Source organism: Nitratireductor pacificus pht-3B (assembly GCF_000300335.1).
GTDB lineage: Bacteria > Pseudomonadota > Alphaproteobacteria > Rhizobiales > Rhizobiaceae > Nitratireductor > Nitratireductor pacificus.
The window spans coordinates 45,458-71,446 of sequence record NZ_AMRM01000016.1; the positions used below are offsets into that span (position 1 = coordinate 45,458).

26 protein-coding genes are annotated in these 25,989 nt (G+C 66.7%); 13 read left to right on the plus strand and 13 right to left on the minus strand.

The annotated features are described in order from the left end of the window. Positions 1-24: 24 nt before the first annotated feature. Both NA2_RS14455 and NA2_RS14460 read right to left on the minus strand, forming a co-directional pair. Entirely contained in the window at positions 25-990 is a 966-nt protein-coding gene (locus NA2_RS14455) for a helix-turn-helix domain-containing protein (protein WP_008597728.1), read from the minus strand. Positions 991-1,117: 127 nt separating this feature from the next. Beyond that, complete coding sequence (locus NA2_RS14460) at positions 1,118-2,026, minus strand: LysR family transcriptional regulator (RefSeq protein ID WP_244423653.1); 909 nt, start codon at positions 2,024-2,026, stop codon at positions 1,118-1,120. Positions 2,027-2,117: 91 nt separating this feature from the next. On the opposite strand from NA2_RS14460, the gene NA2_RS14465 reads away from it, so the two are divergent. Further along, complete coding sequence (locus NA2_RS14465; protein ID WP_008597730.1) at positions 2,118-2,546, plus strand: VOC family protein; 429 nt, start codon at positions 2,118-2,120, stop codon at positions 2,544-2,546. 7 nt (positions 2,547-2,553) lie between these two features. On the opposite strand, the gene NA2_RS14470 is transcribed toward NA2_RS14465, so the two are convergent. From NA2_RS14470 to NA2_RS14505, 8 genes are read right to left on the minus strand one after another with little or no spacing between them, the layout of a single operon-like run. Continuing rightward, a complete protein-coding gene (locus tag NA2_RS14470; RefSeq protein ID WP_008597731.1) occupies positions 2,554-3,282 on the minus strand; it encodes an SDR family NAD(P)-dependent oxidoreductase in 729 nt (242 codons plus the stop codon). Then, positions 3,282-4,106 (minus strand): cyclase family protein, encoded by an 825-nt coding sequence (locus NA2_RS14475; protein WP_008597732.1) that lies wholly within the window; start codon positions 4,104-4,106, stop codon positions 3,282-3,284. Before NA2_RS14475 ends, NA2_RS14470 begins: the two co-directional genes overlap by 1 nt. Continuing rightward, positions 4,103-5,362 (minus strand): SDR family NAD(P)-dependent oxidoreductase, encoded by a 1,260-nt coding sequence (locus NA2_RS14480; RefSeq protein ID WP_008597733.1) that lies wholly within the window; start codon positions 5,360-5,362, stop codon positions 4,103-4,105. The genes NA2_RS14475 and NA2_RS14480 overlap by 4 nt, the downstream gene beginning before the upstream one ends. Beyond that, complete coding sequence (locus NA2_RS14485) at positions 5,359-6,543, minus strand: thiolase family protein (RefSeq protein ID WP_008597734.1); 1,185 nt, start codon at positions 6,541-6,543, stop codon at positions 5,359-5,361. Before NA2_RS14485 ends, NA2_RS14480 begins: the two co-directional genes overlap by 4 nt. After that, entirely contained in the window at positions 6,543-8,180 is a 1,638-nt protein-coding gene (locus tag NA2_RS14490) for an AMP-binding protein (protein ID WP_008597735.1), read from the minus strand. Before NA2_RS14490 ends, NA2_RS14485 begins: the two co-directional genes overlap by 1 nt. 13 nt (positions 8,181-8,193) lie before the next feature. After that, complete coding sequence (locus tag NA2_RS14495; protein WP_008597736.1) at positions 8,194-8,676, minus strand: aromatic-ring-hydroxylating dioxygenase subunit beta; 483 nt, start codon at positions 8,674-8,676, stop codon at positions 8,194-8,196. Beyond that, positions 8,673-10,007, minus strand: a complete 1,335-nt coding sequence (locus NA2_RS14500; protein WP_008597737.1) for an aromatic ring-hydroxylating dioxygenase subunit alpha — start codon at positions 10,005-10,007, stop codon at positions 8,673-8,675. Before NA2_RS14500 ends, NA2_RS14495 begins: the two co-directional genes overlap by 4 nt. Before the next feature lie 37 nt (positions 10,008-10,044). Next, positions 10,045-11,010 (minus strand): PDR/VanB family oxidoreductase, encoded by a 966-nt coding sequence (locus NA2_RS14505; RefSeq protein WP_008597738.1) that lies wholly within the window; start codon positions 11,008-11,010, stop codon positions 10,045-10,047. Positions 11,011-11,308: 298 nt separating this feature from the next. Here NA2_RS14505 and NA2_RS14510 point away from each other — a divergent pair, with 298 nt between their 5' ends. The 12 genes from NA2_RS14510 (at position 11,309) to NA2_RS14565 (ending at position 21,542) form a co-directional block, all read left to right on the plus strand. Further along, on the plus strand, positions 11,309-12,244 hold the full coding sequence (locus NA2_RS14510; RefSeq protein WP_008597739.1) for a TRAP transporter substrate-binding protein: 936 nt from the start codon (positions 11,309-11,311) through the stop codon (positions 12,242-12,244). After that, on the plus strand, positions 12,244-12,753 hold the full coding sequence (locus tag NA2_RS14515) for a TRAP transporter small permease (RefSeq protein ID WP_008597740.1): 510 nt from the start codon (positions 12,244-12,246) through the stop codon (positions 12,751-12,753). Before NA2_RS14510 ends, NA2_RS14515 begins: the two co-directional genes overlap by 1 nt. Then, complete coding sequence (locus NA2_RS14520; RefSeq protein ID WP_008597741.1) at positions 12,753-14,039, plus strand: TRAP transporter large permease; 1,287 nt, start codon at positions 12,753-12,755, stop codon at positions 14,037-14,039. The genes NA2_RS14515 and NA2_RS14520 overlap by 1 nt, the downstream gene beginning before the upstream one ends. Before the next feature lie 10 nt (positions 14,040-14,049). Further along, entirely contained in the window at positions 14,050-14,565 is a 516-nt protein-coding gene (locus tag NA2_RS14525) for a MarR family winged helix-turn-helix transcriptional regulator (RefSeq protein ID WP_008597742.1), read from the plus strand. Then, positions 14,562-15,011, plus strand: coding sequence for a RidA family protein (locus tag NA2_RS14530; RefSeq protein WP_008597743.1), 450 nt, complete (start codon positions 14,562-14,564; stop codon positions 15,009-15,011). Before NA2_RS14525 ends, NA2_RS14530 begins: the two co-directional genes overlap by 4 nt. Before the next feature lie 86 nt (positions 15,012-15,097). Beyond that, positions 15,098-16,174, plus strand: a complete 1,077-nt coding sequence (locus tag NA2_RS14535) for an NAD/NADP-dependent octopine/nopaline dehydrogenase family protein (RefSeq protein WP_008597744.1) — start codon at positions 15,098-15,100, stop codon at positions 16,172-16,174. Next, on the plus strand, positions 16,174-17,157 hold the full coding sequence (locus NA2_RS14540; RefSeq protein ID WP_008597745.1) for a 3-hydroxybutyryl-CoA dehydrogenase: 984 nt from the start codon (positions 16,174-16,176) through the stop codon (positions 17,155-17,157). Before NA2_RS14535 ends, NA2_RS14540 begins: the two co-directional genes overlap by 1 nt. 103 nt (positions 17,158-17,260) lie before the next feature. Further along, positions 17,261-18,286 carry a TRAP transporter substrate-binding protein DctP gene (gene dctP / locus NA2_RS14545; protein WP_008597746.1) on the plus strand — a complete coding sequence of 342 codons (1,026 nt, stop codon included), beginning with the start codon at positions 17,261-17,263 and terminating at the stop codon, positions 18,284-18,286. Between the two features lie 61 nt (positions 18,287-18,347). Further along, positions 18,348-18,845, plus strand: coding sequence for a TRAP transporter small permease (locus NA2_RS14550; protein WP_008597747.1), 498 nt, complete (start codon positions 18,348-18,350; stop codon positions 18,843-18,845). After that, positions 18,845-20,161, plus strand: coding sequence for a TRAP transporter large permease (locus NA2_RS14555; protein WP_008597748.1), 1,317 nt, complete (start codon positions 18,845-18,847; stop codon positions 20,159-20,161). The genes NA2_RS14550 and NA2_RS14555 overlap by 1 nt, the downstream gene beginning before the upstream one ends. A gap of 4 nt (positions 20,162-20,165) precedes the next feature. Further along, complete coding sequence (locus NA2_RS14560) at positions 20,166-20,939, plus strand: aspartate/glutamate racemase family protein (protein WP_008597749.1); 774 nt, start codon at positions 20,166-20,168, stop codon at positions 20,937-20,939. Between the two features lie 126 nt (positions 20,940-21,065). Beyond that, the gene (locus NA2_RS14565) at positions 21,066-21,542 is read left to right on the plus strand and encodes a VOC family protein (RefSeq protein ID WP_008597750.1); all 477 of its coding nucleotides are present in this window, start codon (positions 21,066-21,068) and stop codon (positions 21,540-21,542) included. A gap of 46 nt (positions 21,543-21,588) precedes the next feature. Here NA2_RS14565 and NA2_RS14570 read toward each other — a convergent pair whose 3' ends face one another. From NA2_RS14570 to NA2_RS14580, 3 genes are read right to left on the minus strand one after another with little or no spacing between them, the layout of a single operon-like run. Then, complete coding sequence (locus NA2_RS14570) at positions 21,589-23,394, minus strand: ABC transporter ATP-binding protein (RefSeq protein WP_008597751.1); 1,806 nt, start codon at positions 23,392-23,394, stop codon at positions 21,589-21,591. A 10-nt stretch (positions 23,395-23,404) separates the two neighbouring features. Then, the gene (locus NA2_RS14575) at positions 23,405-24,349 is read right to left on the minus strand and encodes an acetamidase/formamidase family protein (RefSeq protein ID WP_008597752.1); all 945 of its coding nucleotides are present in this window, start codon (positions 24,347-24,349) and stop codon (positions 23,405-23,407) included. Further along, positions 24,339-25,967: an ABC transporter substrate-binding protein gene (locus NA2_RS14580; RefSeq protein ID WP_008597753.1), complete on the minus strand. Its 1,629-nt coding sequence runs from the start codon at positions 25,965-25,967 to the stop codon at positions 24,339-24,341. The genes NA2_RS14575 and NA2_RS14580 overlap by 11 nt, the downstream gene beginning before the upstream one ends. Positions 25,968-25,989: the final 22 nt, after the last annotated feature.

The window sequence follows — 25,989 nt, forward strand, 5'->3', positions numbered from 1 at the left end:
GGGCCGGCGATGCTCCGTCTTGGACTATTGCGTCAGGCTCTTGGGCGAAGGCGACACCATATGGAGCCTGTACTCGCCGGGAGAAGCGTTGAAGCGGGCGCGGAACTGCCGGTTGAAGTAGGACAGGTCGTTGAAGCCCGCGTCGAAGGCGATGGTCGAGATGCGCTCGCCCACGGTCGCTTCCTGACCGTGGAGCCGTTGGCGCACATAGTCGAGCCGCGCACCGATCAGGCATTCCGAAAGCGAGGACCCTTCCGCCTGGAAACGGCGCTGGAGCGCCCGCAGGCCGACCCCCATCGCCTCGGCCACGGCGGCCGGCGTGCAGTCTGGATCGCGGAAACGCTGGCCGATATAGGCGCGGGTCCTGGCCACCAGAAGGTCGCTGCTGGTCGCCGCGGAGGGCAGTTCGCCGTCCTCGAGGCTGCACAGATAGGCGCCCATGAGGTTGAAGAAGGCTTCGCTGACGAAATGCTGCTGCGGAACGGCGCCTTCGGCCTCCAGAACGCGGTCGATGGTGGCGCGCATCGCCAGGCCGATGGCCGAGGCGCCGGGGATCGAACAGCCTCCCAGCGCGCAGGTGCCGAACCGGTGGGCGAAATCGGCGCGGTTCAAATGCACCGAATACTGCACGCTGCCGCTGGCGCCATAGACGAAATGCGACGGATAGGCGGAATCGATCATCATGAAATCGCCGGGCGCCAGGCGGATCTCCGCGTCGCCCTGGCGCATCACCGAATGGCCAGCCTTCTGCAGGACGAGGAACAGGTGCTCCGCCGAATCCTGCCGGATGCAGCGCCAGTCGCGATCGATCTCTGCGGCGCTGTTCTCCACGACCGCGACCGACAGCGCCTGCCGCCGGTTGAGCGTGATGATGCCGCGCATGTCCCGGCCGCCCCGTGGCGGCAGAACCTGAAAGTTCCCGCAAACGTCGCGCACGCCGGCCTGAAACGCCTCCAGCGACACAAGACTGCTCGTCTCGTGAAACGGCATCGGCTTCCTCCCCTGCCGTGTCGCCCCTTGGGACACCTCCTCAACGGGCAGATAAAGCAGCGTATTCAGCTTTTGGCGTGGCGGCAAGTTGCGGCGGGAGACGCGGTCGGCGCCTGCCGGTTCTGTCTCATCCCGGAGGAGAGCTGCCCTTTCGCCCGGCCGGGTGCCCGCCCGCTTCCACGCAGTTCTCAATGAACAGTGCCGCCGCACGGTCCTGCCCGGCGCGCTGCGAGACGATGCCGATTTCGCGGACGATCTCCTGCCCGGCGAGCGGCAGGCAGCGCACCTGTCCCATCTCGTTTCGATAGGCCTCGGCGTCCGGCACGATGGCGACGCCCATGCCCTCGACCACCATGCGCAGAAGCGTAGGGATGTCGTCGACCTCCACCCAGTCGCGGACGGCGGTTCCGCTGCGCTCGAGCAGCCGGTCCACGAGACGCCCGCCGAAGGAGACGCGATTGTAGCGAAGGAACGGATTGCCGGCCGCGATCGCGCGCCAGTCGTCGCCCTGCATCTGCGGCGGCATCGCCAGCACGAAGGGTTCGCGCACCAGGGGCGTCCATTTCAGGTGGCGCGGCAGCCCGAAATCGGGATGGATGATGATCGCCAGATCCAGTTCGCCCGTGTCCACGCGGTCGAGAAGCTCGAGCGACGTGCCCGGAGCGAGCTGCACCCGGTAACCGGGCCGCGCCTCATGAAACGGCACCAGCGCGCGCAGGGCGATGGTCGGCTGCGCGGATGCGATGGAACCGGCCCGCAGGATGCCGCCCGGTTCCGCGTCGTCCGTCGGCGCGCCCAGCGCATCGACCATCGCGAGGATGTCGTGGGCGCGGCCGAGAATGCGCTGCCCCGCCTCGTTGAGCTCGGCGGACCGGCCGGTGCGGACGAACAGCGGGAACCCCAGTTTCCGCTCCAGACGGCGCATGTGGCCGCTCACCGCCGACTGCGTCAGGCCGATGCGGTCGGCCGCTGCAGCGAAGGTTCCGTAGCGCGCGATCGCCGCAAGGGTCTTCAGCTCGGGGATCATGCGATTCATCATTTTCTGCGTTGCTAAGAACGATAACATATCGTTTTTCGTGCATCTTGAAAGCCGCTATACCAGCGTCAGTTCTGTTTCGGAGACACCCATGACTGACAAAGCCATCCGCCCGTTTCACCTGGCCTTTCCCGTCGACGACCTGGAAGCCGCCCGTTCCTTCTACAAGGGGCTGCTCGGGTGCGGCGAGGGGCGCAGTTCGCCCGACTGGGTCGATTTCGATTTCCACGGCCACCAGATCGTCGCGCATCTGGCGCCCGACGCGTGCGGCAAGGCAGCGACCAACGCGGTCGACGGCCACGGCGTGCCGGTCCGTCATTTCGGTCTGGTGATGGAGATGGACGAGTGGAAGGAAACCGCCGAACGCCTGAAGGCGGCGGGCGTCCAGTTCGTCATCGAACCCTATATCCGCTTCGAGGGCCGGCCGGGCGAGCAGGCGACCATGTTCTTCAGCGATCCGGCCGGCAACGCCGTCGAATTGAAGGCGTTCAAAAATCTCGACCAGCTGTTCGCCAAGTAGGCGCAGATCAAAGCATCAGGCTGCCGACGCTGGCGCCGCCGCAGACGAACAGCGTCTGGCCGGTGACGAAGCTTGATTTCGGGTCGGCGAAGAACATGAAGGCGTTGGTCACATCCTCGACCACGCCCAGCCTGCCGACGGGGATGCGGGTCGCAAGATCCGCTTCCTGCTCGCTGCCCTTCGGAATGATGCCCCAGAAATTGTCGGTCAGGATCGGCCCGGGCGCGACCACGTTGACGGTGATCTGGTGCGGGGCGAGTTCCAGCGCCCAGGTGCGCGCCATACCCATCATGCCGGCTTTCGAGGCGCCGTAGGCCGTCCGCGTCTTGGCGCCGAGTGCGGCGCGCGAGCCGTTGAACAGCACACGGCCGAAATGGCGCTCCTTCATGGCGGGCAGGAACGCCTGCAAGAGGGACAGCGCCGAGCCGAGATGAAGCTGCGCCAGCCCGGTGATGTCCTCCGGTTTCGCCTCCTCGATCAGGTTGGGCCAGATCAGCCCGGCATTCTGCACGAAATGCGTCACCTGGTGCTCCGCGGCGATCTCCGCCGCCGCCTGCCTCACCGCGTCCGCGTCGAGCAGGTCGGCCTCGACTGAGCTCAGCCGGTCATGGGTGAACTCCGGCGCGCGCCGGGCGACCGAGACGACGCGATAGCCTTCCGCCAGCATGCGCTGTGCCAGGTCCGCGCCGATCCCCTTGTTGCCGCCGGTGATGACGGCCGTCAATTCCATGTCCATCATTGCGCATCCTTGTTCGGCAAGCCTTGGTTGGGAACCAGGGCGATCACGCGCAGCGGACTGCCCGTCCCGTTCCTGATCTTCAGCGGCGTGGCGATCAGCATCGCGCCCGTCGCCGGCAGGCGGTCCAGGTTGTTGAGGCATTGCAGGCCATAGCGTCCCGCGCCGTGCAGGAAGAAATGCGCCGGGTAGGGCGGCGTGTAATGCGCGCCCTGGCCGGCGTCGGTGCCGACCGTCTCCGTGCCGAAGCCGCGAATGCCGCGTTCATCGACCAGCAGGCGCATCGCCTCCGGCGTCGGGCCGGGCGAATGCGCGCCGTCGTCGCGCATGTTGAGATAGGCTGCACCCCGCCGCTTCGACCAGTCGGTGCGCATCAGCACCCAGCTTCCCTCCGGGATGCGGCCGTTCTCCGCCTCCCATGCGGCGATCACCTCCGGCGTCAGCTCGAAATCCTCGTTTGCCTTGGCGCCTTGCGAACAGTCGATCACGCAGACGGGGCCGATGAAGCGTTCGGCCGGGATTTCATCGACGCTGCCGTTCGGCACGTCGCGGCCGGAGACCCAGTGCGAGGGTGCGTCGAAATGGGTTCCCGTGTGCTCGCCGCAGGTGAAGTTGTGCCATTTCCATGCCGGACCGCGATGATCGTAGGCGGAAATCTCCTCCATGCGGAAGCGGGCGCACTGGCCGAATTCCGGCGGCAGGACGATGACGGGGAAATCCGGGTCGAGCGTGTGCGTCAGGTCGACTACCTCGACCGCGCCGGAGACGAGCGCCAGCGCGAGGTCGCCCAGAAGGGCGGCGGGATTGGATGCCTGGACGCTCATGCGGCGCCTCCGTCGGTTTCGCTCATTTCGCGTTCGAGGATCTTCGGGCCGGCGCGCCAGCGGTCGATCAGATCCTGCGCCACGTCGCCGACGAAGACGTCTTCCAGCCCGTCCTTCAGCCCGGCGACCACCGCCTTCGCCAGCGCCTGCGGCGCCACCTTGGGCGGGGGCAGGGGCTGGTGCCAGTCGTCGTCGGTCGGGCCGGCATAGACGTTCATCACCCGCACCCCGCCCGGCCGCATCTCGGCGCGCAGGCATTGCGTGAGCGAATAGGCGGCGGCGCTCGATGCCGAGAACGCGCCCAGCGCCGGCAGGTTGGAGTAGGCATAGACCGACAGGATGTTGACCCAGGCGGCGGCGCTGTTCTGACCGTCGGCGCCGCGTCCGAGCATGGCCGGGCCGAAGGCCTGCGCCAGCCGCATCAGGCCGAGATAGTTCACCTCCATCTCGTCGCGGGCGAACACCGTGTCGCCGCGCGCCAGGATGCCGCCGGGGCGCATGAAGCGGGCGTTGTTGACGAGAATGTCCGTCTTGCCGCCGATTTCGGCTGCAAGCTCGGCGACGGAGGACGTGTCCGTCACGTCGAGCGGCAGGAGCTGGACGCCGGGGATTGCCGCGAGTTCGTCCCGGTGCGGGTAGGGCCGCCAGCCCTCCGCCTCGCCGACGAAGATGATCGAGGCTTCGGCCTTGGCGAAGGCCTGCGCCAGCGCCAGAGCGTTGCCGCTGCGCGCGTCGGTGATCAGCACGCGGCGGAATTTCGGATTGGCGGTCATCTCGCGCAGTTGCGGATCGTCTTCCATGTTCTGCGTCCTCTCGGCGGGGAGCGCGAACAGCACGCCCTGTCCCGATTTGTCGAGCCTGTTGCTGATGCGCACCGCGCCGCCCCGCGCCACGTCGCCATGCACATGGCAGATGATCGACGGGCCGGCCTCGAGCCGGACCGTGCCGACGCGCCAGGGCGTGCGCTCGCGGAAATAGGTGCTGGTGCTGGTGCGCACGGTCGTCTCGGCGATCAGCCTGCCCTCCGGCGCGATGTCCTTCCACGGCAGATCGACCGAAAGGCATGTGCCGCAGGCGTCGCGCGGCGGGTACTGCACCGTGCCGCATTTGGCGCAGACCTGCAGCATGAAGCGGCCTTCGGCGGCGGCGGCCGTCAGGCCGAGCGCGGCGCGGCTGCGCGCGCCCGATGGCAGGGTCTGGACGCGGGTGCGTTGTTGCGGGTCCTTCTTCGGCGGCGGCGCGATGGGCGTTGTCATGCGGCCGCTCCCGAGATGATGGCCGCGTTGGAGCAGACGCCGCGGTCGAAATTGATGACGCCGAAGCCGGAGACCAGCGCCGTGCGGGCATTCTTTACCTGGGTCGGGCCGGCGCCGCCGGTCACCTGGCGGATCGCCTCGACCAGCCCGATATACCCGCCGGCAGCACCCGCCTGGCCGGCCGAAAGCTGGCCGCCAGAGGTGTTGTGCGGAAAGTCTCCGGCGATCGTCAGGTCGTGCGCGCGGACGAAGGCCGGGCCTTCGCCCTTGCCGCAGAAGCCCAGATCCTCCATCTGCATCATCGAGATGACGGGATAATCGTCATAGGTCTGCAAGAGGTTGATGTCGTCGGGCTTTGCGTCGGCCATGGCGTAGAGCTCGTCCACGTCCATCGCCCAGCCGCCGCGCATCTGGATCGGGTCCTCCGGAAAGGCGTTGTGGCGCTCGATGGTCGAGCGGATATACGCGCAAGGCAGGCCGGCGGCGCGGGCGTCTTCCTCGCGCATCACGAGAAAGGCCTCCGCCCCGCCCACCGGCATGACGCAGTCGAACAGCGCGATCGGATCGGAGATCATGCGCGCGCCGAGATAGTGTTCCATCGTCAGCGGCGTCTTCATCACCGCATGCGGGTTCTTCAGCGCGTTGTCGCGCTGGGCGACGCAGATGCGGCCGAAATCCTCGCGCGTCGCGCCATAGGCCGTCATGTAGTGATCGGTCAAAAGCGCGAAGCAGGCATTGGGCCCGCCGGCGCCATAGGGATAGGACGCATCCTGCGCGAAGCGGCTGAAGCTCGACAGCATGCGGCGGAAACTGTCCACCTGGTTGGTGTCGCCGGCGACGCAGGCCACGATGTCCGCATCGCCCGCCTGCACGGCGCGGGCCGCACGCCGCAGCGCCGCCACGCCGCTTGCCCCGCCCATCGGGATATGGTCGAGCCAGCGCGGCGTCAGCCCCAGATGCTGGGTCAGGCCGACCGCCGTGTCGGGAAACAGCGAGAAGCTGGCGACGGAAAAGCCGTCGACATCGCGCGGGGAGAGGCCCGCCGCCTGGAGCGACTGCCGCAGCGCGCGGGCGATCCACCAATGGGCGGTCTCCTTCGAGAAGCGCTGATAGGGAACGGTCGCCGGCGCCGCCAGCACGACGCCGTCATAGCTCTTGCGGGCAATGGAGCGTCCCGCCACTAGGCCGCCCGCCTTTTCTTCATCGCGCGCGTGTCGGTGGTCGCCGGATCGTCGAGCAGCCGCGTCACCAGCGCCTTCAGTTCGCTGCGCTGGATCTTTTGCGTCGAGGTCAGCGGGAGCGCATCGACGAAGGCGATGTAGCCCGGCACCTTGTAGTAGGCGACGCGCTCCAGGCACCATTCGGCGATGGCGCGGGCGCGTGCCTCGTTGCGCTCGCCGTCCACGACCAGGCAGGCGAACACCTCGTCGCCGCGCAGCTCGTCGGGGGCAGCCGCCACGGCCGCAGCCCTGATCTCGGGATGCTGCATGAGGAAGGATTCAACCTCGACGGCGGCAATGTTCTCGCCCGAGCGGCGGATGACGTTCTTCTTGCGGTCGACGAAAAAGAAATCGCCGTCGGCATCGCGCATGACGATGTCGCCGGTGTGGAACCAGCCGCCTTCCCAGGCCTCGGCGGTCGCCTCCGGGTTGGCGTAATATTCGGAGAAGAAGCCGAAGCGGGGATCCTCGCCCGCATGCCGCACCAGAAGCTCGCCGGGTTCTCCGGCCGCCGCCTCGCTTCCGTCGTCGGCGACGACCCGCGCCTCGATGTCCGGTCCCGGCTGGCCGAGGCAGTTGGTGCCGCGCTTGCGCGGCTCGTGGTTGGCGACGATCACCGCGCCGGCGCCGGTCTCGGTCATCGCCCAGCCCTCGACCAGCGGAATGCCGAAGCGTTCCTCGAAGGGGCCGTGCAGCTTCGCGTCGATGCCCGCGCCGAAGCCGAAGCGCACCGCATGGGCGCGGTCGTCGGGGGAGGATGCGGCTTTCATGAGCATGGACGGCATGACGCCGAGATAATGCAGGCAGGTGGCGCGGCTGTCACGCACGCTCTGCCACCAGCTGCGCGGGTGGAAGCGGTCGAGCGCGGTCAGGCAGCCGCCGACCGTCACCATGGCCATCAGCGAATAGGCCATGGCGTTCATGTGGAAGATCGGCAGCGGCGTGATCATGCGCTCGCCGTCCTCGTTCATCGCGCAGATGCCGCCGGAGCGGGCATACCAGCCGCCCGAATGCAGAAAATAGAGGTTCGAGAGCACGCAGCCCTTGGGCTTGCCCGTGGTGCCGGAGGTGTAGAGCATCGCCGCCTCGCGGGCGAGCGCGTCGCCGCCGGGCCGCTCGAGGCCGGCAAGGCGCGGGACCACGGCCGGGGGAGCCGCCTCGGGCGTCATCACCGGGAAGCCGGCGCCGGAGGCTTCCGCCGCCTTCTCCAGATCGGCAACGCGCGAGGCGATGGCGACCGCCAGGACCGGACGCGAATGGCCGGCCATGTATTCGAGCTCGGCCGACTGCAGGTCGGGATTGACCGGCACGACCGACAGGCCGAGCGCGTTCAGCGCGAACCAGTGCAGGAAGAAGGCGGGTCGGTTCTCCATCAGCAGCATGACGCGCATGCCCGTCCGGTAGCCCGCCTGCCGGTAGGCGTCGCGCAGGCGCTCGATCTCTTCGAGCGCCGCGCCATAGAGGATCTCGCCGGCGGGAATGCCGTAGATGTCGGCGGTTTCCTGCATCACGTTGAGGAACGGGCGCTGCGGCCAGCGGCGGGCGGAGGCGTCGAAGGCGGCGAAGACCGTGTCGTGGGGCGGAATTTCGGATGTCATGCCGGCCGCCGTCTCAGAGGAACATCTGGATGTTGCCGAAGGCGGCGTCGGAATTCAAAAGATCGACGCGCTTGTGGGTGATCTTCAGCCGGCCGTCGATCAGCTTCAGCTCATGCCGCGCGGTGGCGGCGAGCAGGATCTGGTCGTCGAGGCGCGTCTCCGCATAATGGAAGGCCGTGTGCGTGACATACTCGCCCTTCGCCTCGTCCATCTGGTCGACGAAGGGGCGGTTCAGCACGTGGTGGCAGCGCGTCTTCGGCTTCTGCGAGAAGGTGCGCTCGCCCTTGAAGCGCTCGATGCGCAGCTTGCGCATGAAGGCGTCCTCGTGCAGCAGCGAGGTGACGTGCTTGTCGTCCTGTTGGTTGTAGTCGAGCGGCATCCAGTAGTAGCTGTCGTGCGTCCACAGGTCGAGCCACTCGTCGAAGCGGCCGTCGTCCAGCATGCGCGCTTCCTCGTAGACGAAGTCGATCAGGTCGTCGCGGGTCGGGAAGGTCATCGCGCGTCTCCTTCCATCGTCATCGTCATGTATTTGCTCCAGGCGTGGAACTGGTTGCGCATCTGCCGCTCGGTGGTGCCGTTCTCGACAGCGATCTCGTCGAAATCCTCGCCCGGCGTGTAGAGCCGCTGTACGTTGACCCATTCGAGGCCGTCGGAATGCAGCCCCTCCTGCGCGCGCTCGTACATCTCCAGATCGTCATGGCCGACCATGGAGGTGGGCGCGTTGATCAGGCGGTTGTACATGGCGGTGCGCTCAAGCAGCATGTCGGGCGCGCCGACCAGCCGGTAGATGTAGCTCTCGACCAGCGTCCGGTTGGCGGCGACCGGCTTGAACAGGCGCAGCTGCTGGATCGGCCCCTTGATCATGATGTTCGGGAAATAGACCGTGTTGTGCCGGTTTTCCCCGAGGATCGCCTGCGCGCGCTCCTCGCCATAGGCCTCGACCATCTGCTCGTAGTAGCCGGGAATGGCGGAATAGTCGGAATGGATCGAGTGATGCACGCCGGTGTGGCCGTGGCCGTTCGGCCAGGTGCGGATGCCCATGTTCTCGAAGAACTCATAGGGGCTCATGAAGGGCGCGATGACCTCCATCGCCATCGGCTTCTTGGTGCCCTCGGGCTTGTCCATCGCCTCCCAGAGCTGGATCGCCGTGCCGGCGGAGCTTTCATGCGCCACCATCGGGTGGCATGTGTCCGTCTGGTTCTCGACGAGCATCTTCCAGTTGCAGCGGTGCATGTAGCGCAGCGGCGGCCCGGCCACCTCCAGCCGGCCCTCCGGCGAGCGGTCCACCATGTTGTCGATAGAACTCAGCGAATCCCCGAAGAAGGTCTCGAAATCCGGGCCATCCGCGTTGAGGCGGGCGAAGACGAAGCCGCGATAGTTCTTCACCGCGCCGACCGGCGCCATGCCCCTGACGGATTCGCTCTCCTCGAGCCCCGTGTCCTTGTAGCCCTTGCGCAGCGGGATCGCGAGCAGGCAGCCATCGGTCTTGAACGACCAGGCATGGTAGGGGCAGCGGAAGAACTTTCCTGTGTTGCCTGAGCGGTCGATGGCGATCTTCGTGCCCTTGTGCGGGCAGCGATTGTGCAGGACGTAGATCTCGTTGTCGGAATGGCGAACCATGATGACCGGCTGCGTGCCGATCTCGGTGGTGAAATAGTCGCCCTTGTTTGGTGTCTGGCTGTCATGGCCGACGAAGACCCAGGTGTTGGCGAAGAGATGCTTCATCTCCAGTTCGAACACATCCTGGTCGATATAGATGTCGCGATGCACTTCGGTCGGGCGCACCAGGGCTTCGATGGCTTTGCGGTCGCTGGCATATCGGCTCATGGCTGGCGTGCTCCCTTTCTGATGCTGCGTCCCGGCTCTAGAGATCGAGGACGAGGCGGCTGGATTTGGCGCGTGAGACGCAGATCTGCATGACGTCGTTGGCGGCGCGCTCGTCATCGGTGAGGATGACGTCTCGGTGGTCCGGGATGCCTTCGATCACCGCCGTCTGGCAGATGCCGCAGTCGCCGCGCTGGCAATCGTAGATCAGGTCGACGCCCTCGGCCTCCAGCACCTCGATGATGGACTTGCCGGGCGGGACGGTGAAGACCTGGCCCGTCGAGCTGATCTCCACCTCGAAGGGCTGGTCGCCGGTCTCCGCCTTGGGCGCGTCGAACAGTTCGAAATGCACGTGGTCCTTGGCGATGCCGCGCGCATGGGCGATCTCGCGCACCGCCTCGATCATGCCGCGCGGGCCGCAGACATAGATATGGCCCTCCGCCGGCGCCCTGCCGATCAGCGCTTTCAGGTCGATGCAGGTCTCTGGTTCGTCGTCGCAGTGAATGGTCAGCGCGCCCTCGTCGATGGCAGCGAGCTCGTCGACAAAGGCGAGCAGGACGCGCGAGCGGCCGGCATAGTGAAACGCGAACGGGCGGCCCTTCGCCTTCAGTTCCGAGGCCATCGAGATCAGCGGCGTCACGCCGATGCCGCCGGCGATCAGCAGCACGGGGGCGTCGGTGTCGGCCAGCGCGAAATCGTTGCGGGGCAGGGAGGCATCGATCACGTCGCCGGCGGCGAGGCCGTGCATGTGACGCGAGCCGCCCTTGCCGTCCTCCTCCAGGCGGATGCCCAGGCGATAGGTGGCGGGCTGCGCGGTGGCGGCCGTGTCGGGAAGCGTGTTGACGAGCGAATAGTGCCGGTCGGTGCCGTCGGGCAGGGTGACGCGGATATGCGCGCCGGCCGTGAAGCCGGGCAGCGTGCCGCCGTTCTCGGCAGCCAGCTCGAGGGTTCTGACCTGCGCCGTCAGCGCCGTCGTTTCAAGCACCCTGAGCCTGAGTTCACCCATCGTCGAAATCCTCCTCCCGCCATGGGGACTTCGTTCGGCCTGCACTCGCGTTGGCCATCCTCCATGGTCGGAAGAATATGAAATTGCATATTTCTCCCTGTCAAGCTTCAAACTTAAAAAAGTGAAATTTCATCTTTTTAAGCTTGAAGAGCGCTCGATCTTGTGGAAGCCTTCATGTTGAGGGAATGCCATCAGGGAGGAGAACACGATGGCCAGGATCATAAGAACGCTTGTATCTGCATCTATTCTATCGCTTGGGTTGAGTTTTGGCGCGACGGCGCAGGAGACGGTCCTGCGCATGTCGAACTGGCTTCCGCCGTCCCATCCCATCGTCAAGGACATGATGGTGCCGTGGGCGGAGCAACTGAAGGAAGCGAGCAACGGGCGCATCGAGGTCCAGATCCTCGACGCGCCTCTCGGCCCGCCGCCGGCGCATTTCGATCTCGCCGCCAACGGCGCGGTCGATCTCACCTTCGGCGTTCACGGCTATACGCCGGGCCGCTTCACGCTGACCGAGATCGCCGAGATGCCGTTCCTCGCCGACACGTCGGAAGCGCTGTCGGTCGCCTTCTGGCGTCTCTATGAGAGCGATTTGGCGGAGGCCGGTGAGCATCGCGGCACCAAGGTGCTCGGCGTGTTCGGCCACGGGCCGGGCCTGCTGTTCACCAAGGGCAAGCCGGTCGAGCCGCTGTCCGCCCTGTCGGGCGCCAAGGTGCGCGTCGCCGGCAACATCACCAACAAGCTGGCCGAGGCCATGGGCATGGTGTCGATCCAGGCGCCGTCGCCGCAATCCTACGAGATCCTGTCGGGCGGCATTGCCGACGGCATTTTCTTCCCCGTGGAATCGGTGCCCTTCTTCAAGCTGGAAAGTCTCGTCGACACGGCGCTGCGCGTGCCCGGCGGCCTCTACAACGTCTCCTTCTTCTTCGTCATGAACCAGGCCAAGTTCGACAGCCTTTCCGACGAGGACAAGGCGGCAATCGAGAAAGTCTCGGGCGAGGCATTCTCGCGCATGGCCGGCCAGGCCTGGGATGCGGCCGATGCCGCCGGCATGAAGGTCATCGCCGATACGGTGACGTTCCACGACGCCACCGAGGCGGAGATGGCCGAGCTGGAGGAAAAGACCAAGCCGATGTTCGACGACCTCGCCGCGGCCTACAAGGCGAAGGGCGCCGATTTCGACGCCATGCTCGCCAAGCTGAAGCAGGAAATCGCAACGGTGGCGGCTGAATAATGGCCGCGCCCTCCGGACAGATCGCTCTGCGGGTCCGGCGGTGGTTAAGACTGGCGACCGCGGTTCTCTGCGGCGCCTTTCTCGTCGCGCTGACACTCGTCACGGTGGTCGACGTGATCGGCCGTTACCTGCTTTCAAGCCCGCTGCCCGGCGCGGCCGAATATACGGAGATGCTGCTGATGGGAATCGTCTTCGTCGGGTTGCCTGCGGTCTGCCTGGATGACGGGCATATCAGCGTCGATCTCCTGACGGCGAGCCTGCGCGGTCTCGCCGCGAAGCTGCAGCTCATCGCAGCCCGGCTGATCGTCTCGGCTGTTCTGGGCGTCGTCGCATGGCAGCTCTGGAAGCACGGCACGCAGCTTGCGAGCTATGGCGAGGTGACCGTGTATCTGCGCACGCCGCTCGGGCCCTTCGCCCAGGTGACGGCGGTCATCGCCGGCATCTGCTCGATCGTGACCTTCGTCATGGCGCTGCTCAGCCTGCCCAAGGGCGATGGCGGGGGCGTCTGATGGCGTGGCCTTTCGGCATGGCGGCACTGCTCGCCCTGATCTTCGCGGGCGTTCCCATCGCCTTCGCCATGACGGCGGTGGGGCTCGTCGGCGTCGTCTCGATCATCGGCTGGCAGCCGGCGCTGGCCATGCTGGGCCAGGTCTATTTCGACAGCGGGCGCAGCTACACCCTGTCCGTGGTTCCGCTGTTCCTGCTGATGGGCAATCTCGTCGTCCAGTCGGGCGTCGCCGGCGATCTCTACGCCGCCGCCAATGCGTGGCTCCGCCACCGCAAGGGCGGGCTCGCCATGGCGACCATCGTCGCCTGCGGCGGCTTCTCGTCGGTCTGCGGCTCGTCGCTCGCCACCACGGCGACCATGGCACGCATCTCGCTGCCGGCCATGCGCAGATACGGCTATTCGGACCGGCTGGCCGCGTCGTCCATCGCCGCCGGCGGGACGCTCGGCATTCTCATTCCGCCCTCGGTGATCCTCGTCATCTACGGCATCCTGACCCAGCAGAACATCGGCAAGCTGTTCCTGGCGGGCGTCCTGCCGGGCATCGTCGGCATCATCGGCTACATGATCGCCGTGCGCCTTTCGCTGGTCATGTACAGCGAGCATCTGGAGACCGAGCCGAAGCTGCCGCTGATCGACCGCATCCGCGCGCTGCGCGGCGTGGTCTGGGCGCTGGCGCTGTTCGTCTTCGTGCTGGGCGGCATCTATCTCGGCGTGTTCACCGCGACGGAAGCGGCCGGCATGGGGGCGGGGGGCGCTTTCCTGCTGACCTTCCTGCGCGGCCGGCTCACCCTGCGCGCCACGCTGTCGACGCTGTTCGACACGGCCAAGACCACGGCGGTGATGTTCTTCATCCTGTTCGGCGCGCTGTATTTCCTGAACTACGTCAACTTCTCGGGGCTGACCGGCGATCTCAGGAACTGGATCAACGCGCTCGGCGTCGGGCCGTACCAGGTCATCTTCATGGTGGTCCTCGTCTATCTGGTGCTCGGCTGCCTGCTCGAAAGCATCTCGATGATCACGCTGACGGTGCCGATCCTGTTTCCCATCGTCACCGGCCTCGGCTTCGACCCGATCTGGTTCGGCATCTTCGTGGTGATCGCCACCGAGCTGAGCTTCATCACGCCGCCTATCGGGATGAACGTGTTCGTCATGCGCACGGTGGCGCCCGACATTCCGATCGAACGCATCTTCGCCGGCATCGTCCCTTTCGTGGCGATGGACATCGTACGGCTCGGGCTGCTCATCGCGATCCCCGCGATGGCGCTCCTGATCCCGAACTCCATGTGACAGGACGGTCATGAACACCATCGTCAAGAAAGAAAGCGGTATCGAGGTTTCGGGCAATGCCGGGTTCGTCGGCGAATACCTGCTCTACCTGCTCGCGTCCGCCAGCGACGTGGCGAGCGCCGCTTTCCACGCGCAGGTGCGGGCGAGGGGCCTCAGGGTGCCGGAGTGGCGGATCCTCGCCTGCCTCATCGACACGGACGGGCAGATGGTCACGGAACTCGCCCAGCTCTCGCTGTTCGAGCAGTCGCGCCTGACGAAGATCGTCGATCAGATGGCGATTAAGGGGCTGGTGAAGCGGCGCAGCGACGACCGCGACCGCCGGCGCGTCCGGGTCCATCTGACACCGGAGGGCCGCCGGCTTGGCGAAGAGCTGGTCGAGGCGGCGCGCCGGCACGAGCGGACGATCGTCGAGCAGATGCGGCCGGGCGAGGCGGCTCTGCTGAAACAGGCCCTGAAGCGCATTCATGCGCTGTGCGAGGGAGCCGCGCCGGCCGGCGCCACGGAACCGGGGGAACCCACGTCATGAGCGCGCCCGCGAAGCCCGCCGCCGGCGCGCCGGCGACGCTGCTCCACCGGGTCCTCCAGCCCGAGGGCTGGCCGACGCCGAAGGGCTACGCAAACGCCGTCATGACCGATGGCGGCATCATCTACACGGGCGGGCTGGTCGGATGGGATGCCGAGGGCCGCTTCCCGGAAGGGTTCGTCGCGCAGGCGCACCAGACCTTCCGCAACATCCGCGACGTGCTGGCCGTCGCCGGGGCGGGGCCGGAGCACCTGACACGGCTCACCTGGTACGTGCGCAGCGTGGAGGACTATCTGTCCGACCCGAAGGGACTGGGCCAGGCCTATCGCGACGTGTTCGGGCGCTGCTTCCCGGCCATGGCGACGGTCGAGGTGACGCGGCTGGTGGAGGTCGAGGCGCTGCTGGAGATCGAGGCGACGGCGGTCCTGCCGATCAGCCAGGGGAAATGACAACTGCCCTGTCGGGGCAATGGACAATTGCCCCGTGGGGGCAAGGGACAACCACCCCGTTTACGGGGCAAGGGAGAAGAGCGACGATGAAGGTAGTGGTACTGGGTGGCGGCAATGGATCCTATGCGGCGGCGGCCGATTTCGCTGAGGCCGGCCATGACGTGCGCTGGTGGCGGCGCGACCGGGCGGATTTCGCCGACATCGCCGCGGCCGGCGGCATCACGCTGACGGACCACAAGGGCAGCCGTCCCGTCGCCGTCGTGCCGACCGACGATCTGGCGGCGGCCCTCAAGGGCGCGGAACTGATCGTCGCGCCGACGCCGGCCTTCGCCCAGGAGGACATCGCGGCCCGCCTCGCGCCGCATCTGGAAGACGGGCAGGTGATCTACCTGCCGCCCGGCACGTTCGGCTCCTACATCATGATGAAGCGCATCCGCGACGCCGGCTCGAAGGCGGACATCGCCATCGCCGAGACCGGCACGCTTCCCTGGCTGACGCGCAAGCAGGGGCCGCTCGAGGTCCGCGTGACGACGCGCGCCTCGCGCCTGCCGACCGGCGTGCTGCCAGCGCGCCATACCGACCACGCGATCAAGGCCATCGCCGCCGTGTTCCCCGCGGCGATCGAGCCGGTGGAGGACGCGCTGTCCGGCGCGCTTATGAACGCCGGCCCGATCATCCATCCGCCGCTGATCCTCATGAATGCCGGTCCCATCGAGCATTTCGAGCGCTGGGACATTCACAATGAGGGAACGCAGCCGGCCATCCGCCGCACCCATACGGCGCTCGACAACGAGCGCATCGCCATCCGCGAGGCGCTGGGCTATGGCGCGCCGCATTTCCCGCTCGTCGATCATTACGAGACCAGCGACTGGATGTACGGCAATCTGGCGCATGACAAGCTGGTCGGCTCGGGCGACTGGCACGAGAATCTCGACCTGAAGACCCACCGCTACATGCTGGAGGATGTCGGCCTCGGCCTCGCCTTCCTCGTTTCGGTGGGCGAATGGGCGGGAGTTCCCTGTCCGGTGGCGGCGGGCCTCCTGTCCATCGCCGGCGCAGTCGCCGAACGCGATTTTCGCGCCGAAGGGCGGACCATGGAACAACTCGGCCTTGCCGGCGAAAGCCGCGAGACGGTGCAGACCATGCTGCGCGAGGGGCTGTGATGGCCGGCGATGCCGTCATCGCCTGCATCGGCGCGGGACGCATGGGCCGCGGCATCGCCCAGTGCGTCGCCTATGCCGGCCACGCCGTCCGCCTGATCGACGCCAAGGAGCGCGATGCAGCGGCATTCGCGACGCTGCGCGACGAGGCGCTGGGTGAGATCCGCACGGCGCTGGAGGCGATCGCCGCACTCGGCGCCTTCGATGCGAAAGCGGTCGCGCCGATCATGCAGCGGGTCAGCATCGTGCCGCGCGGCGAAGCGGCAGCCGGGCTTTCCGGCGCGCGCATCGTCTTCGAAGGCGTGCCCGAGGTGATGGAAGCCAAGCGCGACGCCTTCGCGCTGTTCGATGCGCATGCGGACGGCGACGCGGTGCTCGCCTCCACCACCTCGACCATGCTGTCGACCGAGCTTGCCGGGCTGACGGTTGCGCCGGAGCGGTTCCTCAACGCCCACTGGCTCAACCCGGCCTTCCTGATGCCGCTGGTCGAGCTCAGCCCCGCCGCGGAGACGGATGCGGCGACCACCGCCTTCCTGCGCGAATTCCTCGAGGGCATCGGCAAGGTGCCGATCGTCTGCAAGGCGTCTCCCGGCTACATCGTGCCGCGCATCCAGGCGCTGGCGATGAACGAGGCGGCGCGCATCGTCGAGGAGGGCGTGGCGAGCGCCGAGGATGTGGACAAGGCGGTGACCTACGGTTTCGGCCTGCGCTTCGGCGTGCTCGGCCTGCTCGAATTCATCGACTGGGGCGGCGGCGACATTCTCTACTACGCCAGCCGCTATCTCGCCGGGGCGTTCGACGACGAGCGCTATGCGGCGCCCGAAATCATCAGCAGGAACATGGAGGAGGGACGGATCGGCCTGAAGACCGGTTCGGGCTTCTTCGATTATGCCGGCGTCGATGTCGATGCCTATCGCCAGCGCCGGATGGCGGCCTTCCTGAAGGCGCTGGACCATGCCGGGCTCGTGCGGCCGCCAGTACTTTGAAGGGACAAGCGCTTTGAAGGGAAGGGCGCTTTGAAGGGACAAGCGAACGATATCTGAAACCGAACCGGGCGGAACAAGCCGGACAACCAGAGAGGACGTAGACATGCACCAAGCCAAGTCACACACCAACGCCAGGACGCTCAGGCGCGGCCTCATCGCAACAGCACTCGCGGCGCTCGCCTTCACGAGCGCCTTTACCGGTCAGGCCAATGCCGAGGAGACGCTCAGGGCTATCTCGGCCTTCCCGCAGTCGCTGGCCTTCTCGCAGAGCTTCAAGGGCTTTGTCGATCTCGTCAACGAGCGCGGCAAGGGCGTGATCCAGATCAACTATGCGGGCGGCCCCGAAATGTTCCCGCCGAACCAGCAGGTCGATGCGGTGCGCCGCGGCGTCATCGACATGCAGTACGGCCCGGCCTCCTACTATCTCGGCACCATGCCCGAGGCCGACGCGTGGGTCGGCTCGACGGTGACGGCGACGGCGGCGCGCGAGAATGGCGGCTTCGCCATCATGCAGGAGGCCTTCTCCAAGAAGCTCGGCGTGAACCTGCTCGCCCATCTCGACGCGGGCGTGAAATTCTACATCTACACGATCAACGAGCCGAAGCGCACCGATGACGGCGGGGTCGATCTCGACGGGCAGCGCATCCGCTCGCAGCCGATCTATAACGCCTTCTTCGAGGCGCTGGGGGCGATCCCGGTCTCCGTGCCGGTGCCGGACGTCTATACGGGCCTTGAGCGCAACACGTTCGACGGTTCGGGCTGGCCGATCGTCGGCATTCGCGATCTCTCCTGGGACAAGTTCCTGCGCTACCGCATCGACCCGGGCTTCTTCCAGACCGATCTCGCAGTGGTCATCAATCCGGCGAAATGGGAGGGGTTGAGCGACGATGCGAAGAAGGTGCTCAACGATGCGGCCGCCGACTACGAAAAGATCTCCTACGATAACTTCCAGAAGGTGATCGAGGAGACCGACAAGGCGGTGCGCGACAACGGCATGGAAGTCATCACGCTCGAAGGCGACGCGCAGGCGAAGTTCCTCGACCTCGCCTATGACAGCGCCTGGAAGCGGATGAAGGATTCCGGTTCGGAACATTACGACGCGCTGCGCAAGGCCTATTACGACCGCTGACATCAGGGCGGCGGCCACCCGGACGGGTGGCCGCCGCTCCCGCACCGGGGAACCGCGCTTCATGTTTCTGCTACGCATCTACAACTTGCTCATCCTCGGACTGGCGGCGCTAGGCGCGGCCAGCCTGATCTTCATCTCCGTGGCCATCATCATCGACGTCCTGCTGCGCAACACGGGCTACCGCCCCTTCCAGTCGACCAGCGCCATCGTCGAATATGTGATGCTGTTCTCCACCATGGCGGCCGCGCCCTGGCTGGTGCGCACGAACGGCCATGTGGCGATCTATTCCTTCGTCGGCGCGATGCCCGACCGCGCGCGGCTTCTGGCCGGGCGCGCCGTGCTCGTCCTCGCCATCCTGACGCTCGGCCTCCTGTGCTGGCGCTCTGCGGCGGTGGGCCTCGAGATGGTGCAGTCGCGCGCCGTGGACATGCGCTCCATCAACATCCCGTCCTGGGTGCTCTATGCGATGCTCTCGGGCGGGTTCGGCCTGATGGCGCTCGAATTCCTGCGCCTGCTCCTGCGCGGCGAAACCTATACCGGCAGCGGAGGAGCGCACTGATGGCCTGGTACGAAGCCGCGACGCTGATGATCTGCGGCCTGCTCTTCCTGATGTTCTTCGGCATGCCGGTGGCGATCGCCTTCCTCGCCATCAACATCGTCGGGGTCTACATCTTCATGGGCGGCATGATCGGCATCGATCAGCTCGTCGCCAACGCCAGCACCTCGGTGACCAGCTTCGCGCTGGTGCCCGTCCCGCTGTTCCTCATCATGGGCGAGCTTCTGTTCCACACCGGGCTCGCCATCCGCGTCTTCGACGCGCTCGACAAGTGTTTTGGCGGCATCAAGGGGCGGCTCTCCTACCTGACGGTGGGCGGCGGCACGATCTTCGCCACTCTGTCGGGGTCGTCCATGGCCAACACCGCCATGCTCGGCACGACGCTGATGCCGGACATGATCAAGCGCGGATACAAGCCGCACATGATCATGGGGCCGATCCTCGCCACCGGCGGCCTCGCGATGATCATCCCGCCCTCGTCTCTGGCGGTGCTGCTCGGCTCGCTGGCGCGCATCGATGTCGGCGCGCTGCTGATCGCCGGCCTCGTGCCGGGCCTGGTTCTGGCGCTGATGTTCATCGCCACGATCCGCGTCCAGATCGCGCTCGACCCGGACGCAGCGCCCGGCTATGCGGCCGAGCGCGCCAGCTTCCGCGAGATCGCCCGGGCGCTCGCCGTCGATGTTCTCCCCATGGGCATCGTCGTCTTCGCCGTGGTCGGCCTGATCCTGCTCGGCTGGGCGACGCCGACGGAATCGGCGGCCTTCGGCGCCCTCTCGGTGGTGGCGCTGTCGGCGCTCTATCGGACGCTGAGCTGGGAGGCGGTCGTCAGGTCGATGACCGGCACGCTGAAGGTCTCCGCCATGATGCTGATGATCATCGTCGGCTCGACCACCTTCTCGCAGATCCTCGCCTTCTCCGGCGCGTCGTCGGGGCTGATCGCCTTCGCCACGAGCTTCGAGCTGAACGCCTATCTGATCCTCGCGGTCATGTTCCTCGTCCTTTTGATCCTCGGCATGTTCATGGACCAGCTCTCGATCATGATGCTGACGCTGCCGATCTTCATGCCGCTCGTCGGCGTCTACGGCTTCGACCCGATCTGGTTCGGCGTCATCATGCTCCTGGCGCTGGAGCTTAGCCTCGCGACGCCGCCCTTCGGCCTACTTTTGTTCGTCATGGTCGGCGTCAGCCCGCCCGGCACGACCATCGGCAAGGTGGCGATGGCGGCACTGCCCTATATCGTCTGCACGCTGCTTCTGGTCGTGCTCCTCGCCTTCTTCCCGCAACTGGCCCTGTGGCTGCCGGGACTGATCAGGAACTGACGCGATGAAGATCTGGTATCAAAGCTATGTCGACTATGAGCACGGCGCGTCCTACTGGGACGAACTCAGGAAGCATCTCGACGCCATCGTCGATCCGGGGACGCAGATCGACATCAAGGGCATCACCCCGCATGACAGCTACGCGCATGCCATCGTCGAGTTCCGCTGCGCGCGCGAGGTCATCTGCAACGCGGTGAAGGCCGAGCGCGAGGGCTACGACGCCTTCATCATCGGCCATTTTCAGGATGCCGGTCTCTACGAGGCGCGCTCGGTGGTGGACATCCCGGTGCTCGGCATGGGCGAGGCGTCGATGCTCCATGCCTGCCAGCTCGGCCAGCGCACCGGGATCGTCACCATCAACCGTCGCTATATCCCCTGGTTCCATCACCAGATCGGCAAATACGGGCTGAAGGAACGCGTCACCGGCGTCCATGCGATGGATTTCGAGCCGGGCCAGATCCTTGCCGCCTTCGGCTCCGACGAACGGCTGGAGACCGTGCGCGCGCTGTTCGAGGCGCAGGCGAAACCGCTGGTCGCCGAGGGCGTCGACGTGCTCATTCCAGGCGGCGGCATCCCGATGCTGCTGTTCTCGCAACTCCAGGCGCACCGGGTAGACGGCGCGCCGGTCATCAACGGCATCCCGATCGTCGTCAAGCTGGCGGAAATGGCCGTCAAGCTGCGCCGCCTGACCGGTCTCGGCGTCAGCCGCACCTCGGACTACGTGAAGCCGCCGCTGGAGATCATCGAGGAATTCATGGCGCATCCCAAGGGGCTGTAAGCGCCCCGTTTTCGGCCGATCCGGCGGCGCTTGCGGGGGCGGGCCAAAAAAATCGCTTTCCGTTGTCGGGGCGCGCTCCAGTCATACGTCCTCTGGAGGTGGTTCAGCAAACGGAGGAGACCGATAATGACCGATCTCGTGACATGCCTGTGGTTCGACCACGGCGAAGCAGGCAAGGCCGCAGCATTTTACGCCGACACCTTTCCCGACAGCCATGTCGGACGGGCGAACGCCTCGGCCGCCGACTATCCGGGCGGCAAGGAGGGCAACGAGCTGACCGTCGAATTCACCGTGCTCGGTCGCCCGTTCCTCGGGCTGAACGGCGGTCCGACGTTCAAGGCGAACGAATCCGTCAGCTTCATGGTGATGACGGCGGACCAGGAGGAAACCGACCGCTACTGGAACGCGATCGTCGGAAACGGCGGACGCGAGAGCGAGTGCGGCTGGTGCAAGGACCGCTGGGGCTTCTCCTGGCAGATCACGCCGAAGCTCTTGATGGAGCTGACGACCAGTCCCGACCGGGCGACGGCCAAACGCGCCATGGAGGCCATGATGACGATGAAGAAGATCGACATCGCGGCCCTGGAAGCGGCCGTTCGTTAAACAAAAGGCGCGACCGGTTTGAGGGGCGTCGTCTCCGCAGAATGCGCTAACGCGCCTCCCAGACCAGATGCCCGCCGCCAATGTCCCGCGGCGCGTGCCGGGGAGGCGTGTAATCGAGCGCGTGGACCGGGCTCGGCAGGTCCTCCGCCTTCTCCATGAAGGCGCGGCGCGGGCGCGCCGGGTCGGCCACCGGCACCGCGGCCATCAGCTTTCTGGTGTAGTCGTGCTGCGGGTTCTCGAAGATCTGCGTCCGGCTCCCCATCTCCACGAAGCGGCCCATATACATCACCGCCACGCGATGGCTGATCTGCTCGACCACCGCCATGTCGTGCGAGATGAAGAGATAGGACATGCCCGTCTCGTTCTGGATGTCCTGCAGCAGGTCGAGCACCTGTGCCTGGATCGAGACGTCGAGCGCTGCCACGGATTCGTCGGCCACGATCAGTCTGGGAGACAGCGAGAGCGCGCGCGCGATGCAGATGCGCTGGCGCTGGCCACCCGAGAATTCGTGCGGATAGCGCCGCATCTGGTCGGTCGAAAGCCCGACGCGGTCGAACAGATATGCCACCCGGTCGGCAAGCTCGCTGCCGCTCGCCAGCCCGTGGATCTGCAAGGGTTCGGCCACCAGCTCGCCGACGCGCATGCGCGGATCGAGCGAGGCGTAGGGGTCCTGGAAGATCATCTGCACGTCGCGCAGGACCGGCCGCATGGCGCGGGCGCCCAGCCCGTGCGTCGCGCGGCCGCCGACGCTGATCTGGCCCTGCCAGGGGATCAGGTTGAGCAGCGCCTTGCCGGTGGTCGACTTGCCGCAGCCCGATTCCCCCACGAGAGAGAGCGTCTCGCCGGGCATGATGTCGAAGGAGACGCCCTCCACCGCATGCACCCGCTGCATGGGGCGCTGCAGGATGCCGCCCTTGATGTCGAAGCGCACCGTCAGGTCCTTCACCGCGACGAGCGGCTCGGCATGCGTCGGCTTCGCCGCGTCGGCGCTCTCGCCCGCGCGCTTCGGCGCGGTCGTCCCGGCCATCTCGCCGAGCCGCGGCACGGCGGCGAGCAGTTCGCGCGTATAGGGATGGCGAGGCTTCGAGAAGATCACGCCGGCGGGGCTGTGCTCCACCATCTGGCCGTGCTGCATCACCAGCACGTCGTCGGCCATTTCCGCCACCACGCCCATGTCGTGGGTGATCAGGATGACGGAGAGCCCGAGATCGGCCTGCAGCTTGCGGATCAGCGCCAGGATCTGCGCCTGAACGGTCACGTCGAGCGCCGTGGTCGGCTCGTCGGCGATGAGGATCTGCGGGTTCTGCGCCAGCGCCATGGCGATCACCACGCGCTGGCGCATGCCGCCGGAAAGCTCGTGCGGATACTGTTTCAGCCGCCGCGCCGGCTCGGGGATCTGCACCTGGTCGAGCAGTTCCAGCGCGCGGGCGCGGATGGCAGCGTCCGACAGGCCGCCATGGGCGGAGATGGCCCCGCCGAGCTGCCTGCCGACGGTCAGGACCGGGTTGAGCGAGGTCATCGGCTCCTGGAAGATCATGCCGATGCTGCGCCCGCGCACCGCGCGCATCGCGGCCTCGGGCAGGGCAAGGATGTCGCGCCCCGCGAGCATCGCGGTTCCGGCCGAAACCCGCGCCATGGGCTTCGGCAGGAGCTGCATCAGGGAGAGCGCGGTCATCGACTTGCCGGACCCGCTCTCGCCGGCGATGCAGAGCGTCTTCCCGCCTTCCAGCGTGAAGGAGAGACCGTCGACGACGGTGCGCGCGCCGGCCGGCGTCGCCACCTGCACGGTCAGGCCGGTGACCGCCAGCCGGCCGGTGGCCTGGTCCTGCTCCATGGCGCGCGCGCTGCTCATCGCTTCCCGCTCATGAAAACACGATGCGCGGGAAGTAGAAGGACACGACCCAGTTGGGCTGGTCGACGATCTCGCTGATGCGCAGGTCGCCGCAGACCGAGCACAGCATGTAGGCATCCTCCGGCGACAGTCCGCGCGTGGCGCACAGAAGGTCGATCATGCTGGAGAGCGCGGCGCGCGCGCCTTCCATCAGGTCGGAGCCGATGCCGGTCGTCACCTCGTAGCCATCCGCGTCCAGATGCCGCGTGACCGGCCCCGGCGTCGTGAAGCGCGGCATGGCGAGGTTGGCGTCCTTGACCACATCCAGCCTGACCGCCACGTCCATCCGGCTTTCGATGGCCGTGCCGCACACCTCGCCGTCGCCCTGCGCGGCGTGGGTGTCGCCGATGGAGAACAGCGCGCCTTCCACCTCGACCGGCAGGTAGAGCGTCGTGCCGGCCGCCAGGTCGCGGATGTCGAGATTGCCGCCCATACGGCGCGGCGGCACCACCGAGTGCAGACCGGGTTCGGCCGGCGCCAGGCCGATCGTGCCAGCGAACGGCTTCAGCGGCACCTTGCCGTGCTTGCCGAACGCCGCCGGCGCGAGGCTCGCCGCGTCGTAGGTCCACAGGGTCAGCGCCGGGTCCTTGAACTGGTCCGCCAGCAGGCCGAAGCCGGGGATGTTCGCCGTCCAGCCGAAGCCGGACGGCTTGAACGACAGGATCTCCACCTTGAGCGCGTCGCCCGGCTTGGCCCCATCCACATGGATGGGGCCGGTGACGGGGTTGACCTTGGCGAAATCCAGCGTGGCGATGTCGTCCACGGTGCTGTCGGGCGTGAAGTGGCCGGACCCCGAATCGAGGCATTCGAATTCCAGCGTCGCCCCCGGCGTCACCCTCTGCGCCGGCGGGATCGAACGATCCCACCCGAAATGATGGTGACGTCCGTGGATCGTGTAGTCGCAGTTACTGCACATCTTTGGCATAGACCTCGTCATAGTGGACGGGAATGTGCACCGGGTCGACGAACAGCTTGTCGTCGCCGCCGATGCGCTCGGAGCGGATGGTGAAGCGCTCCTCGTTGAAGATCGGCGCCCAGGGCGCATCCTCCATCACCTTCAGGTAGATGTCCCGCCACATGGCCTCGCGCTCGCCCGCCTTGGCCGGGTCGACCATCGAGTCGGCCTCGGTCGCCTTGGCGTCGAGGTCCTCGTTGCAGTACCAGGACCAGTTCCAGCCGCCCTTGACCGCGCCGCCGCAGCCGAGGATCGGGCCATAGAAGTTCGACGGATCGGGGAAGTCGGCGATCCAGGCCATGCCGCCCGACCAGATCATCGGCGCCTGGTCTTCCTCTCCGCCGGCGGCGATGACGTTGGCCTGGGCCAGCGACTTGATCGAGGCCTCGATGCCGATCGCCTTCAGGTCCTGCTGGATCGCCTGCGCGATACGCGGCTGCGGGTCGGTGTTCATCACGAAGAGCTCGGTCTCGAAACCGTCGCCGAGACCCGCCTCGGCGAGCAGCGCCTTGGCGGCTTCGGGATCGTATCTGTAGCCCTCGTGGTCCTTGGCGTAGCCCGGCATGGAGGGCGGCAGCGGCTGGTTGGCGGCTACCGCGCGGCCGTTGATGATGCGCAGGATGCGGTCCTTGTTGATCGCCATGTTGACGGCCTTGCGCACCTCGACCTTGTCGAAGGGCGCCATCTTCACGTTCATGGTCACGTAGCCGGTGTGCAGCTGGCCCCCCTGGATGATCAGTTCCTTGAACTTCGGATCGTCCTTCACCTCGATGAACTTGGCCGGCGGGATGCCGTCGCCCGGCACGTCCACTTCGCCGTTCTGCAGGCGCAGGAGCGCCACCACCGGTTCCTGGCCGACCTCGAAGACGATCTGGTCGAGCTTTGGCACGCCGGGGTTCCAGTAGTCCTCGAAACGCTCGAAGACGAGGCGCTGGCCGAGCGTCCATTCCGCCAGCCTGAACGCGCCGGAGCCGACCGGATTCTTGCCGAAGTCGGCGCCGTGCTTCTCCACTTCTTCCTTCGGCACCACATGGGCGAAGTTGAGCGCCAGCACGTGCAGGAAGGTCGCGTCGGGGCGCGACAGCTCGAACCTGATGGTATGGTCGTCGACCGCGGTGATGCCCGAAAGCCCTTCCGCGTTTCCGGCGGAGGCTTCCTCAAAACCCTTGATGGAGCCGAAGAAGCCGGCGCCGGGGCTCTGCGTCTTCGGGTTCACCGTCCGCTCGATGGAGTACTTTACGTCGCCGGCGGTCAGCGCGCGGCCGTTGTGGAATTTCACCCCGTCGCGCAGCTTGAAGGTGAAGACGGTGCCGTCTTCGGAAATCTCGTAGGATTCGGCGATCTCGGGACGCAGTTCCGTGGTGCCGGGCACATAGTCCATCAGCCCGTCGAACAGCGACTTGATCATCGACCAGTTCTGCCAGTCGTAGCCGATGGCCGGGTCGAGCGTCGAGACGTCGTCCTTGTAGGTCACGGTCATGGAGCCGCCCTGCTTGATGTCCTGCGCGAGGGCCGGGACGAGCATGGCGGAGGTGGAAAGGGCAGCGGCGGCGACGCCGGCCAGAAGCAGTTTTCTCATCTCAAGTGTTCCTTTCTCTGGT

What these genes read in the sequence shown, in the direction of transcription:
- NA2_RS14560 (WP_008597749.1), top strand. Translation starts at nt 20,166, where the DNA reads ATGAAGATCTGGTATCAAAGCTATGTCGACTATGAGCACGGCGCGTCC.
- NA2_RS14500 (WP_008597737.1), bottom strand. Translation starts at nt 10,007, where the DNA reads ATGAGCCGATATGCCAGCGACCGCAAAGCCATCGAAGCCCTGGTGCGC.
- NA2_RS14565 (WP_008597750.1), top strand. Translation starts at nt 21,066, where the DNA reads ATGACCGATCTCGTGACATGCCTGTGGTTCGACCACGGCGAAGCAGGC.
- dctP (WP_008597746.1), top strand. Translation starts at nt 17,261, where the DNA reads ATGCACCAAGCCAAGTCACACACCAACGCCAGGACGCTCAGGCGCGGC.
- NA2_RS14480 (WP_008597733.1), bottom strand. Translation starts at nt 5,362, where the DNA reads ATGACAACGCCCATCGCGCCGCCGCCGAAGAAGGACCCGCAACAACGC.
- NA2_RS14505 (WP_008597738.1), bottom strand. Translation starts at nt 11,010, where the DNA reads ATGGGTGAACTCAGGCTCAGGGTGCTTGAAACGACGGCGCTGACGGCG.
- NA2_RS14470 (WP_008597731.1), bottom strand. Translation starts at nt 3,282, where the DNA reads ATGGACATGGAATTGACGGCCGTCATCACCGGCGGCAACAAGGGGATC.
- NA2_RS14460 (WP_244423653.1), bottom strand. Translation starts at nt 2,026, where the DNA reads ATGAATCGCATGATCCCCGAGCTGAAGACCCTTGCGGCGATCGCGCGC.
- NA2_RS14575 (WP_008597752.1), bottom strand. Translation starts at nt 24,349, where the DNA reads ATGTGCAGTAACTGCGACTACACGATCCACGGACGTCACCATCATTTC.
- NA2_RS14520 (WP_008597741.1), top strand. Translation starts at nt 12,753, where the DNA reads ATGGCGTGGCCTTTCGGCATGGCGGCACTGCTCGCCCTGATCTTCGCG.
- NA2_RS14455 (WP_008597728.1), bottom strand. Translation starts at nt 990, where the DNA reads ATGCCGTTTCACGAGACGAGCAGTCTTGTGTCGCTGGAGGCGTTTCAG.
- NA2_RS14495 (WP_008597736.1), bottom strand. Translation starts at nt 8,676, where the DNA reads ATGACCTTCCCGACCCGCGACGACCTGATCGACTTCGTCTACGAGGAA.
- NA2_RS14580 (WP_008597753.1), bottom strand. Translation starts at nt 25,967, where the DNA reads ATGAGAAAACTGCTTCTGGCCGGCGTCGCCGCCGCTGCCCTTTCCACC.
- NA2_RS14530 (WP_008597743.1), top strand. Translation starts at nt 14,562, where the DNA reads ATGAGCGCGCCCGCGAAGCCCGCCGCCGGCGCGCCGGCGACGCTGCTC.
- NA2_RS14525 (WP_008597742.1), top strand. Translation starts at nt 14,050, where the DNA reads ATGAACACCATCGTCAAGAAAGAAAGCGGTATCGAGGTTTCGGGCAAT.
- NA2_RS14465 (WP_008597730.1), top strand. Translation starts at nt 2,118, where the DNA reads ATGACTGACAAAGCCATCCGCCCGTTTCACCTGGCCTTTCCCGTCGAC.
- NA2_RS14570 (WP_008597751.1), bottom strand. Translation starts at nt 23,394, where the DNA reads ATGAGCAGCGCGCGCGCCATGGAGCAGGACCAGGCCACCGGCCGGCTG.
- NA2_RS14490 (WP_008597735.1), bottom strand. Translation starts at nt 8,180, where the DNA reads ATGACATCCGAAATTCCGCCCCACGACACGGTCTTCGCCGCCTTCGAC.
- NA2_RS14555 (WP_008597748.1), top strand. Translation starts at nt 18,845, where the DNA reads ATGGCCTGGTACGAAGCCGCGACGCTGATGATCTGCGGCCTGCTCTTC.
- NA2_RS14550 (WP_008597747.1), top strand. Translation starts at nt 18,348, where the DNA reads ATGTTTCTGCTACGCATCTACAACTTGCTCATCCTCGGACTGGCGGCG.
- NA2_RS14515 (WP_008597740.1), top strand. Translation starts at nt 12,244, where the DNA reads ATGGCCGCGCCCTCCGGACAGATCGCTCTGCGGGTCCGGCGGTGGTTA.
- NA2_RS14535 (WP_008597744.1), top strand. Translation starts at nt 15,098, where the DNA reads ATGAAGGTAGTGGTACTGGGTGGCGGCAATGGATCCTATGCGGCGGCG.
- NA2_RS14540 (WP_008597745.1), top strand. Translation starts at nt 16,174, where the DNA reads ATGGCCGGCGATGCCGTCATCGCCTGCATCGGCGCGGGACGCATGGGC.
- NA2_RS14510 (WP_008597739.1), top strand. Translation starts at nt 11,309, where the DNA reads ATGTCGAACTGGCTTCCGCCGTCCCATCCCATCGTCAAGGACATGATG.
- NA2_RS14475 (WP_008597732.1), bottom strand. Translation starts at nt 4,106, where the DNA reads ATGAGCGTCCAGGCATCCAATCCCGCCGCCCTTCTGGGCGACCTCGCG.